The following is a 12220-nucleotide window of genomic DNA, read 5'->3' on the forward strand; positions in this document are numbered from 1 at the left end:
GAGATGAAGAAGATTTTTCCAATCCTGATTATTCCCATTTACATCGTGATGACTTCTTCAGGAGGTAGTTCTACACCTGCATGGGAGCAGGAAAATGTTTCTTTCCCGATGATGGACTTAGAGATCAATGCAGCGATGAAAGAGCACGACCGACAAAAAGAAATGAGACAGAAGCAGACTATAAATGCGACTGTGGAAACTGTTAATCAATCGCAGTGGAAAGATTTCAAGGATAAAATTACCAAAGTACAGGACAGGCTGCGTATTGTATCATTTGCTGTTCAGGCAATACCCACAGGAATCGCTATGAGCAGGGAGATAACCAAGATAACGGATAATCAGACCGCTATTATCAATGAGATCAGCACTGCGCCCCATTCTATCATAACCGTTCTGCCATCGCAAGTACAGTTTGTGGATGACCTCCAAATGGTCACTCGATTAATCACCGGAATCATCCTGTCTTATGGAGCTATCAACCAAATGGAAAAATCGGAGCGTAAGATTTTGCTTGATTATGCATTAGGAGAAGTCAAAGCAATCAGTAGAAATTCTACCCATATGCTTTTAAAAATAAGGGACATCAAAGCGAAGGTCTTAAGAAACAAAAGAGCATTCCAGTACTATGTTAATAGAGATAAACAGGTCGTGGAAAGCATTATGAGCAACATCAAAAACTTTTAAGATGAAGAAAATAGTAACCGCCGGAATCGTTGCGCTTTTTGGTGTATTCGTCAAAAGCCAGCAGATTGTTATCAATGATAAACTGCTTTCACAGATCACACTTAATCACGGTGTTCGATTGGCAAGTGAACAGGCTTTTCTGGATTCCTATGAAAAACAAAAGGAGCTATATGACGATATCAATAATAAAACAACTCAAATTATTGCAATTCAGGAATACATCTATCAACAGCTTAAAAATGTCAATTCGGCAATTACACAAAGCAAAAAATTAATCTATCTGTATCAGTACTTAGGAAAGATTGTTACCAATTCCAACAAGATGCTGGATTTGTCGGCACAACATCCGGAATACGCTGTCTTAGTCTCAAAATACTATACCGAAATAGGCAAACAAGTCATTAAGCTCCAACAGGAGGTTACCCAAGATGTCTTGAATGAAGACAAAGATTTCCTGATGGATGCGATGGATAGGGAAATGCTGATTGAAAAGGTATTTACTCGGGTAAGAAATATCAATGGTAACATCCTTTACATCATTTTAAGATTAAAGAATGCCAAGAAAATCCCATACCTGTTTCAAGTCCCTGTGCTTAGAAATTACCTCAATGTAGATAAAGCCATTGTCGGAGATATTATTCAAAAATACAAACACCTATTCAATTAGACTTATGGAAAATCTATTTAAAAAAGGAAAAATTTTCCTCTTCCTATTTGCTGTAATAATTGTTTTTGGTCAGGTCAGTGTAAAGAGATTGAATGACCCTTCTATCGTTGCCCAGCATAAAAGGATGACGTTTGAAAGCTGGGGAGACTGGCGACCTTATCCAAAATATTTTCTCGGTATTCAAACCAATTTTGCCTATGCAACAGTTTGGGGGATGTGGGCTCCTAAAATTAACCGAGACTATAAGGACGGTGACGATATAAGACCACTCAAACCAACAGGTGAACAAAACCTGCGATTTGCCCAACTTAAGTTTCAGGAAGAAGAAGCGAAGAAAATTAAAGCTGCTTCTGATACAATTTACAAAAGAAGTGTTCAGGATCTTGCGCATTGGACTTCAGCAACTGTCGATGCCGACCCACTCTGGCTTTTGTACTACAAGCGAATGTTAAAACCAATCACTGAATTTCCGGATACGCCACAGAATTTTATTGAATGGAGACTGAAAGATCAGCAGACCTATGAAACGCTCAATACGACGGGTACATTAAAAAGACTGCAGGAAGAACTGGATCTCATTAAAGATAAGTATTTGATGTCCCGCTCGATGGATATACCAAGAGGAAAAAGGTTTGCAATGTATCACGAAACTCTTATCAAATGGAGAAGATTTGTTCAGGAATTAAGAAAGCATAATAATAAAACAACTTTGCTTTTGGATTACAAAAATATTCTGAATAGCCATTTACCCACTGCTTTACCAACACAATGGACGCCTGCTTCAGATAAACAGATCGTTCAAAATGTTATGCAGCAATACAAACACAAATACTGAGATGAATAGAAAATTGACATACTTTTTTTGCCTTTTGGCAATAGGATTGCCGATAATGGGCTTTGCCCAGACCGATAGTGATTACAGTAATCTGTTGCAGTTTTTAAAAGGTGACGGTGCTTTTGAAAAATGGTTTATGGAGGTCTTCACTAAACTTGATAACAGTGTGCAGGATAGTGCCGAAGGTTCAGCATTGGTTGGAAGAGCGATAGGTGGATTAGGTGCATTGATGTATCTTGGATATATGGGATGGCAAATGGCAGCAGGAGATCGTGAGTGGGAGATTACACCAATGCTCAAACCTATCCTTATTGGATTTACACTGATTTATTGGATGGGATTTGTTAATCTACTGCAAGCTCCGTTTGAAGCACTTGCTGAACCTGGAATAGCCATTTTTAGTGATATCGAATCTGAGGTCAATGACTTGAGAATTGAGAGATTCAAGAAACAGCAGCAATTATTGGATGCCGTGATAAAACTCAATGCTGAAGAGGATGCCAAGCAGGAAGTGATCAATAATACCAGCGAAGATGCAGATGATTCGTGGTATGATATCAGTGATGGCATTGATAAATTGTTGCAGCCCATCAAGGAATGGCAAATAAGAATGGAATTTCAATTGCAGAAATTAGTAGCAGAAGTCATCGAATTTATCTGTCTTTCAATTCTTAGAATATGTGTCTATCTCATTTTCTTTATTCAAAAGATCTGGGCATATATATTAATCATTCTTGGTCCTATTGCAGTTGGGATGTCACTGATTCCCGGATTTGAAAACTCTTTGTACAGCTGGGTTTCAAAATTCATCAATATCAATCTTTACACTTTTGTTGCTTACACCATTATCAATATCGGTCAACAGCTGATTGCTTCAGGCTACACAATGGAAATCGAAAGATATGATACACTTTTAACCAACGGAACCATTACCAATTTGGATGCTTTGATGGTCTATGTTTCAAATTCCGGAATGATCTACAACCAGCTCTTTACCTGTGTGGCTTACATCGTTACAGGTATCGGAGTTCTGATGACTCCAACGATTGCCGATACAATTGTAACTGCGGGTGGAGCAGGAGCGATGACTAAAATGAAAAGCGCGGCAGGCAAAATAACAAGCGGAGCAAAAACAGCCGTTTTGGCGGTTAAGACAGGCGGAGCATCCGCTGTGAAGTCTGCAGTGGCGGATTCTGCATCGGGAAGGGTAAATAATGCAATTAAAAATAAAAAGTAATCAGACTAAAAATATTTAAGAAATGCTTATAAAAAATATTGAACAGAGAATCAAGATCAATAAGGCAGTGTCATTGGGAGCTATTGCATTTGCTGTCTTCATCATCATTGCAGGTTTCTTCTTTGCTTACAGAATGATTCAGGACTCCCGAAAATCGATTTATATTCTGGATAACGGAGTTCCTGTTTTAGCAAAGCAAACCGATGTTCTTTTGAACAGACCTGTGGAATATAAAGCGCAAATCGAACTATTCCACAGATTGTTTTTTACTCTGGCTCCCGATGATTCTTACATCAAAGAGAATATTCAAAAATCACTATATCTCATTGATGACAGCGGAAAGAAAGAATATACCAACCTAAGAGAAAAAGGATTTTATAATCAGATCGTTGCTTCAAGTTCGATGGTAAGTATCCATACCGATTCCATTACTCTGAATATGGACAACAAGAAGTTTCAGTTTTTCGGAAAACAGATGATAACAAGAAAATCTTCTGTTATTACACGAAAATTATTTACTGAAGGATTTTTTGATGACATCATAAGAAGTCCAAACAATCCTCACGGCGTACTTCTCAAAAACTGGCGAATCATCAATAACGAAGAACTTTCTAACCAAAATAAAAACTCATACTAAGATGAATGCTTTTGTTAAAAAAAACGGACAAAAATTGTTTGGTTGGGCAGTCAGAAATCCTAAGAGATTTTTTATGTATTCGATGGCTTTCTTATCTGTTTCCTTCATCATATCTATTGTGCAAGGGGTCTTCTTTCCTTCAGATATGACATTCAAAATCAAGCCTCCTATTATTTATTCCAAGAGTTCAGTCATTCAAAATACTTTACCCAATAATGACAAGGAACTGGAGAAAATAGTTGCTGAACTCCAATCACTGAAAGTAAAAAGAGATAGGCAAGACCTAAGAAAAGAAGACAGCTTGAGAATAGAATATCTGTTTAACCAATACCAACACTTAAAAAATGGACATTAAGAAAATCAACTTTAAAGAAAAAAAATATGTTCTGCCTCTTCTTGCTTTGCCATTTGTTCTGCTATTTGCTTACGTAGGAGCTCAGTTTACAAAGGATGATAAGCCCAAGGAAAAACCAAAGGAGCTTGCCACATCACTAGGGGAATCTAAGGATTCGATTATGACCAAAAATGATGCGTATGATGCATTCTTCAAAAAAGAGGATAACAGAACAATGCTTGGTGGCTTGGACAAGGAGCAGGACAGCCTGCTTAGCTATGATGACCAATTGTCGTTAGCTCAGAAACGAAGGATCGATTCTTTAAAAGCTATCAATTCAAGGCAGAATCAATATCAGGCAAACGGAAATCCATCATCCTATTATAACCCTAAACAAGGTAAAGAAGAACAGGACTATAAAAGATCGACAGAGATCATAAAGATGCTGAATGATAAATCCTACGGGAAAGCAGAAGATAATATTCAGACTGAAAAGTCTAAAACAAAAGAACAAATTACACAGCAAGATCCTGTAAAATATCTAAAACAGCAAATGCTGGTGATGGATTCTTTAGAAAAAGCAAGGGACCCCGAATATCAAAACAAGTTGATGGCTGAGCAAAAGCTTAAAGCAAACAAAGATAAAATGGACGAGTTCCTTAATTCGACTTTCAATGTCAGTAAGTCAGGGATAAATAATGACTTCAACGCAGTTTATAAAGACAAGGAAAATAGTTTTATCAAGGCTGTTATTGATGAAAACAACAAAGGATTTTTGGGAAGCAGAATAAGATTTCGATTGCTGGAGGACATCTTTGTTGGAAACAGGAAAATCAGTAAAGGTTCCATTTTGTATGGTCAAATTTCAGGATTTACCATGCAGCGAGTCGATTTGAAAATCATCTCAGTGTTTGCGAAAGGAGAGATTTTTCCGATTAACCTTTCTATCTACGATGTTGATGGGATGAAGGGATTATATGTTCCACAAAGTGTTTTTAGGGATATGATCCGTGAAATGGGAAGCAACTCGGTTCAGGGAACCCAAATGGATATGGGTGGAGAAGGATTTTTTACCACCATTGGTTCCAAACTATTTACATCAACTTCTAAGTCGATTGCAAATCTCATCAAAACTAACAAAGCCAAGTTGAAGTACAATTCTTATGTATTTCTGATCGATGAAAAACAACTGAAAGATTCACAAAACCAACCAAAACCTTAAAAGCAATGAAATCATTTTTATATACACTTTTACTATTTTCGGCAACTCTCAATGCACAGACAGCAACCAAAGAGCAGATTATTTCTGATTTACCGGAGATAGAAATTACGGAGGGAATCAACCTGCATATTATTTCTCCGGAGCCTATTCAATATGTCGATCTATCTACTGAAAAACTGACTGGAGATTTACCGACGACCAATATTGCAAGAATCAAAGTTACAGACAACCAGACATCTGAAGAAAAAGATCAAAAGAAGAAATTGTCCGTCTTTTTCAATGAAGATCAAATTGGAATTATTACCGTTGTTGGACAATCTTTTATTGCTCAATATAAAGCGGTTTACAGAAATTCTGAAAACTTAAATTCAATCACCAATATTCATATTCAGCCTGAAGCGATGCAGCCTATTGAATTTGATAAAATGGTCTTCTCCAATCTTGAGCTCAGAAGATTTGCGATGGGAGTCATTCAGAAGAAATCTGAAGGCAATCCAATCCGAGAGGAGAAAAATCTTAAACTCAGTTTTCAGCTCAACAATGTCTATGTCATCAGCGATTACATTTTTCTTGATATGACATTTAAAAATAACTCCAACCTGAGCTATGACATTGAAGCGTTAAAATTTTCCATAGAGGATAAAAAAATCCATAAGGCTACCAATAACCAAAGCATCGAGATGACTCCGCTTTTTCAGCTTAATTCCCAAAAACATTTCAAGAAGAATTTCAGAAACATTTATGTCTTCAAAAAGTTCACTTACCCAAATTCTAAGGTAATGATGATAAGATTAATTGAGGAACAGCTTTCGGGCAGAACCATTGAAATGAAAGTCAATTATTCTGACATTCTAAAAGCTGACACCTTCTAAGTCGAGGTTCGACCTCCATTTATAAATACTAAATAACAAAATGCAAGAGCAACAACATCAAATCAAAATCTATGGATTCCTGCAAAAGGTGGTCTATGCTGTGGTTGCATTGGACTGTGCTTCGCTGTTTTATCTGAATGCTGATGTACCTGTAGTTTCCAATTTATTGAAGAACTTCTCTAGGATGAGTTTCATCTATCCTCCCGTCAATGCAAAATTTGCCACGGTGATTTTAATTGGATTGGTTGCCATTGGAACAAAAGCTAAGAAAAAGAAAGACCTCAATATTTACAGTGAGATTGGAATCCCTATAGTGTTAGGATTATTGATGATTTTCTCATCATTGATCTGGCAAAATGAAGCAGGAAATAGAGAGTTACCTCATATTTTCCCAGGGCTTAATTTGTATCAAATCATTTATGCCGTTCTTTCTTTTTTAGGAGCAGTTATCCTTCAGATGGGTGCAGACAGTATTTCAAAACTGATGCAGCAAAAAATGGGAAAAGACCGATGGAATGTGGAAGAAGAGAGTTTTGACCAAAATAAGGAGCTTGTAAATACCGACACTTCAATTAATATCCCATATGTTTTCAGATACAATAACAAAACCTATAAAGGCTATATTAACATAGACCCTTTTCGAGGTACCATTGTAATTGGAGTTCCAGGTTCGGGAAAATCCTTTGGGGTAATTAATCCTTCCATTCGACAGATGATTGCTAAAGGTTTTTGTCTTTGTATTTACGATTTCAAGTTTCCTGATCTGGCACAAATTGCCTATTACCATTACTTATTGAAGAAGAGTAAAGAGTCAGATTACAACTACAGTTTTCATATTATCAATCTGAATGAAGTAGAAAAGTCAAGAAGAGTTAATCCATTTCATAAAAAATACATCCAGACCTTAGCTGAAGCTCAGGAAATGGCAGAATCAATGGTTTCGTCTTTACAAAAAGGCGGATCCAGTTCCGGAGGTGGTTCAGAAGCGTTTTTCACACAATCTGCAATTAATTTCTTGTCATCTTGTATTTACTTTTTTGCAAGATTAGAAAATGGTAAATATTCAGACCTGCCTCATATATTATCATTTATGAATTGCAGTTATAAAGAGATCTTTGATACACTTTTTACTAATGAAGAGATTTTGTCTTTGCTTTCACCATTCAAAACAGCCTATGATAACAAGGCTTTCGATCAATTGGAAGGACAAATTGGAACTTTGAAAATCTTTCTTTCCCGATTGGCAACTAAGGAAAGTTTTTGGGTATTTTCTGGAGATGAAGTTGAACTTAAAATAACGGATAGAAAAAATCCTTCTATTCTGATTTTAGCTTCTGATCCAAGTACGCAGGATATAAACTCAGCTTTGTATTCATCAATTTTGAACAGAGCTTTACGCTTAATCAATTCCAAACATAATTTACCGGGTGGAGTCATAGGTGACGAATTTCCAACCATCTACATCCATAAAATAGACAATGTGATTGCAACTGCAAGAAGTAACAAGGTTGCTGTATTACTGGGACTTCAGGAAATTCCACAGCTTAGACAGTTTTACAAAAAGGAAGTTGCCGATACTATTTCTGCCATTGTAGGAAATGTTCTTTCCGGTTCTGTAAGAGATAAAAATACCTTGGATTGGCTTGAAAAATTGTTTGGGAAAATCAAACAAAAGTCTTACTCCCAATCTATTTCTCAGCAAGGAACTTCGACAAGCATCAATGAAAAAATGGACTTTATGATTCCTGCAGGAAAAATTGCTGCCCTCAAAACCGGTGAAATGGTTGGAATGATTGCGCAGGGTGAAGAGAACAATGTTGAAGAGTATAAAACCTCTGCGATAAAGGGCAAGATCAATCTTGATATGAAGGCCATTAAGCAAGAGGAAAAAAACTATGTAGAGATGCCTAACTACTATTCATTTACAGACAAAAAGGGTATTAATCGAAAAGAGGAAGTCTTAATGACGAACTTCAGAAAAATCAATCGAGAGGTGGAGCTTATCGTCAATGAAAATATTAAAGAATAATAAAATGAAATTGATAAGAAAATACTTTATGACAGCGTTTGTTCTAGCTTGCCATTCATTGGTTTTTGCTCAGTTCAATACACTTACCCGAAAGGAAATTAAAGCTAATGAAAACTCTGAAAAACAAAATTTTCAGAAAGAGCAAAGGGATAGAAAAGAGATAGATAAAAAAAATATCATTAATAAACTTTTCAATTCTCCCACCAAAACAAACTTAAAAAAGGAAATGGATTCTTTGAAAACAATGGTGCTTCGTTACAGTGTATCAACTTCGGAGGGAAAAGAAGAAAGTTATACAAACAATGATGATTCTCCTGTAAAAATGGAAGTTGATAAGTTAAGTAATCAGGGAAACATAAGCATAGTAAAGTCGATTAAAAAATTTGATTTAATTAATGAAGAAGAACCTATCTCAAAAATAAGTATGCCGTTAAATAGGAAGATTGTAGTTACATCTCCTTTCGGATGGCGGGTTCATCCTATTTTTGGAGCTACTAAATTACATAACGGTGCAGACTTTAAAGCCAACTATGAAAATGTATATGCCGTTTTGGATGGAATTGTAACTGCGGCAGGCTGGGATTCAGGTGGAGGAGGTAACTATATTAAAGTCAGACATTCTGGTACGTTTGAAACGTCCTATCTGCATCTTTCCGAAATCTACTACAGAGCCGGAGAAGCTGTGAAGGCAGGATTCATTATCGCAAAAAGCGGTAATACCGGAAATTCCACAGGTGCACATCTCCACTTTTCTGTTACTGAAAACGGAAAGTATATCAATCCAATTCGATTTCTGAATTATCTGATCAAAGCCAATAATCTAATTGCCACCTATTATGAAGCAGGCAGCAACTCAAATATTCAATATTAAAATACTTACGATTATGAAAGAACACAATTTGCCAACTGATGAACTTAAAAGCTTTGGAATCATTAATGAAGACCATACATTTTCTAAGAAACTGAGCGATGATGACATTCAGAAGTTTCTTCAGGGGTATACCATTGTCGCGGACAATGATAAAAACAGGGCGACTTTCCAGCTCACTGATGATAATACTAAACTTAAGGTCATTTTTCTTGAACGTGACAAAAGTCTTTCAAAAATTATTGAAGACAGCAAAGAAAAAGTTCAGTACACCAATGTAAAAGAACTTTCAAATGAAAATCCTTCTTTTGAAAAAAAGGCTTTTATCTATGACAGTGAGACAGGAAAAACCGTTGAGTTTGATTTTATCAAAAATGCAACAGAGCTAACTGCCATCATTGCTGATAAAAAAGATCCTGAAGAATTTACCCGCTACAAGAATGAACTGTTAAAACTGAAAGGTTATTTACAAGATAAGATAGATCAGTACCCTGAAATAGCTAAGGAAATCAAGAATGATGTGAGTATAGTTTCCAGAGAAATTAATTCTGTCAATACCATTTCTAAAAACCAACAACAAAGCTCCAAAAACAACAACTCAGATGTTCAGCTGAATGTGAATGACAGAGATATGTATGAAGACGCTAACAGAGATAGGGAGAAAAAAGAAGATAAATCTGAGGAACAAGAGAAAAGAAGAGGCTTCAGAAGATAAATTCTCAAAGATCTATAAATGAAAATTATGGAGAAGAAATTATCCTGGTTCGACAGAGTGATTACTCCAAAAACCAAGGCTTACAGAGATTTTGAAAAAGAGATAAAAAATACAGTTCCGGAAATTTTTTTTAGAGATGGAGAAAGAAAATTTTCTGATCAGGAAAAAAAATTTCTGCAAATCTATAAATCTAAAGAAAGTCAAATGTATCAAGGATCAGCATATACTGTTAATTCCATTTTTAATTCGAATAGTAAAGCTTTAATTAAAACAAATTTTAAAAGCTTTGGCGAAGTTGTAAGATTTGTCGATAAGCAGAGAACTGATGACAGATTTTTAATAGTACAAGATAATACTGCCTTTGTTGAAGTACCTATTAGTGATGAAGTTTCAAAGCAAAAATTCCTTTCAGATTCCTGGGCAAAAGAATTTCAAAGCAGGACTGATTTAAGCTCAGGATTAGATTACAGACAGATCGAGGAACAAATGATTTATCATTATCATAAATACGAAATGGCAGAGAATAAAATAAATATCGAAATCAATCCTTTTAAAGAAGAGTCTAACGAAAGCCGAAAAGGTACCCATCAACTCGATTGGGAAGAAAACAATCTTGGATTTGAAGATCTGTTTTCGCAAGATGACTTCAACGAGAACTTGGTTTCTGCCTCTGGTCTTCCTGAAGGATGGTGTTGGCGCGAGTACGATGATGGAAGTGGTTCTCTGAAAAGTCCAACTGGTAATAGCTATTATGGCTATGATTTACAAACCCAAGAATATAGGTCATCCTCAGTAGGCAATCGGTGGACTGATATGAAAGATCTTTATGAGCGATCTAAAAGTTTGAACGAATTCAAAACCTATGCGGAAAATGATCTGAAAGGAAAAGCAGCACAAAATAACATTTTCCCGGAGCTTTCAGAAGACGAAAAAAATAATCTACTTGATTACAGACGGTTAAATAAAGAAAATGAATTCATCCTAGAAAAACTCCACATATCTGATAACCAAAGAAAGAGTTTTTCCGAAAATGTGGAATATGGAACAACGGATGGAGATTACTCGTTGACAGAGGAACAATTAGATAAAATTCCGGATGTTATTGACGGACATCTCCTATCAAAAAATGATAAATCTGAGTTGGCTTTTGGTTTATTGGAAAAAAAAGAGAATGGAGAATCATATAAATTATTAAGCAATGGTGAAATTTTAAAAACTTATCTGGACGAAGAGAGTTTACCAGAATATAGAATATTAACAGTCAATGATATAAAGTTTAACAATCAAAACCCACACATTATGGAAACACAGCAAGACTTTAATCAAGTAAAATACCTAAAAGACCAAATGAAATATCTTGGTTTTGGAGAAGATGAAAAACTTCACAAAGATTTGGAAAAAGGTATTAATTCAAAGAAACAAGAGTTTGAAATTAAGACGACATCTGACAAAACGTTACCCAAAAATAAGATTGATTTTGTATTAAAATTCAATAAAACCGAAAATGGAGGAGTTTTTTTTAATTCTTATAATGCGAAATTGATCAATGAAAAAAACGAGGAACTCTCTCATAATTTTTCAGTGAGCAAGAACAGCTCATTCACTGCCAAAGAAGCAATTAATCTTTTGGAAGGTCGTAGTGTGAAAATTGAATTTTATAATCCGAAAAAGAATAATGAAATAGAACCTGCATTTGTTCAATTTAATTTCAATGAACCGAAAACCGACAAAGGAAATTATTTATTTCAGAATTTCTACAAAAACTATGGCGTTGATACGGCAAAGATTGTTGAAAAATCTAATCTCGTATTTGACAAACCTGAATGGAAAGGGAGTGCCATAAAATCTTTGGAGAAAGGAAATATACTAAAAGTGAAGTTCAAAGAAAATGATCAGGTCATAGAAGGAAAAGCTGTACTTGATCCTCAAAACAGAAACCTTAAGCTTTACGACAATGAGATGAACAGGCTTAATACAAACAAACCCTTAGAAGGCTTGGAGCAGGATAACAAGCACGAAAAGGCGAATGTTAGGGAACAAAGCATTAAACGATAAAGATTTTACTTATTTATATTTTCATCAGAAGCGGTAAGTCTTAAAAAGATTTGCCGCTTTTTAAA

At 35.6% G+C, this 12220-nt stretch carries 12 protein-coding genes; all 12 read left to right on the plus strand.

Annotated elements, in window-relative coordinates:
• Positions 1 to 3: 3 nt before the first annotated feature.
• The 12 genes from MKS83_RS19440 to MKS83_RS19495 are packed head-to-tail and all read left to right on the plus strand — an operon-like array spanning position 4 to position 12155.
• Complete coding sequence (locus tag MKS83_RS19440) at positions 4 to 684, plus strand: hypothetical protein (RefSeq protein ID WP_240580940.1); 681 nt, start codon at positions 4 to 6, stop codon at positions 682 to 684.
• A 1-nt stretch (position 685) separates the two neighbouring features.
• Positions 686 to 1351: a hypothetical protein gene (locus MKS83_RS19445; RefSeq protein ID WP_240580941.1), complete on the plus strand. Its 666-nt coding sequence runs from the start codon at positions 686 to 688 to the stop codon at positions 1349 to 1351.
• A 4-nt stretch (positions 1352 to 1355) separates the two neighbouring features.
• The gene (locus MKS83_RS19450; protein ID WP_240580942.1) at positions 1356 to 2186 is read left to right on the plus strand and encodes a hypothetical protein; all 831 of its coding nucleotides are present in this window, start codon (positions 1356 to 1358) and stop codon (positions 2184 to 2186) included.
• Between the two features lies 1 nt (position 2187).
• Complete coding sequence (locus tag MKS83_RS19455; RefSeq protein WP_240580943.1) at positions 2188 to 3423, plus strand: hypothetical protein; 1236 nt, start codon at positions 2188 to 2190, stop codon at positions 3421 to 3423.
• A 22-nt stretch (positions 3424 to 3445) separates the two neighbouring features.
• On the plus strand, positions 3446 to 4060 hold the full coding sequence (traK, locus tag MKS83_RS19460) for a conjugative transposon protein TraK (protein ID WP_240580944.1): 615 nt from the start codon (positions 3446 to 3448) through the stop codon (positions 4058 to 4060).
• 1 nt (position 4061) lies between these two features.
• Positions 4062 to 4415, plus strand: a complete 354-nt coding sequence (locus MKS83_RS19465; protein ID WP_240580945.1) for a hypothetical protein — start codon at positions 4062 to 4064, stop codon at positions 4413 to 4415.
• On the plus strand, positions 4405 to 5616 hold the full coding sequence (gene traM, locus MKS83_RS19470; RefSeq protein ID WP_240580946.1) for a conjugative transposon protein TraM: 1212 nt from the start codon (positions 4405 to 4407) through the stop codon (positions 5614 to 5616). Before MKS83_RS19465 ends, traM begins: the two co-directional genes overlap by 11 nt.
• Before the next feature lie 5 nt (positions 5617 to 5621).
• Positions 5622 to 6488 (plus strand): conjugative transposon protein TraN, encoded by an 867-nt coding sequence (gene traN / locus MKS83_RS19475; protein WP_240580947.1) that lies wholly within the window; start codon positions 5622 to 5624, stop codon positions 6486 to 6488.
• A 40-nt stretch (positions 6489 to 6528) separates the two neighbouring features.
• Positions 6529 to 8517 (plus strand): type IV secretion system DNA-binding domain-containing protein, encoded by a 1989-nt coding sequence (locus MKS83_RS19480; protein ID WP_240580948.1) that lies wholly within the window; start codon positions 6529 to 6531, stop codon positions 8515 to 8517.
• Between the two features lie 4 nt (positions 8518 to 8521).
• On the plus strand, positions 8522 to 9388 hold the full coding sequence (locus MKS83_RS19485) for a M23 family metallopeptidase (protein ID WP_240580949.1): 867 nt from the start codon (positions 8522 to 8524) through the stop codon (positions 9386 to 9388).
• 13 nt (positions 9389 to 9401) lie between these two features.
• Positions 9402 to 10100, plus strand: coding sequence for a hypothetical protein (locus MKS83_RS19490; protein ID WP_240580950.1), 699 nt, complete (start codon positions 9402 to 9404; stop codon positions 10098 to 10100).
• 27 nt (positions 10101 to 10127) lie between these two features.
• Positions 10128 to 12155: a hypothetical protein gene (locus tag MKS83_RS19495; protein WP_240580951.1), complete on the plus strand. Its 2028-nt coding sequence runs from the start codon at positions 10128 to 10130 to the stop codon at positions 12153 to 12155.
• Positions 12156 to 12220: the final 65 nt, after the last annotated feature.

The organism is Chryseobacterium sp. Y16C (assembly GCF_022488405.1).
Taxonomy (GTDB): Bacteria; Bacteroidota; Bacteroidia; order Flavobacteriales; family Weeksellaceae; genus Chryseobacterium; species Chryseobacterium geocarposphaerae.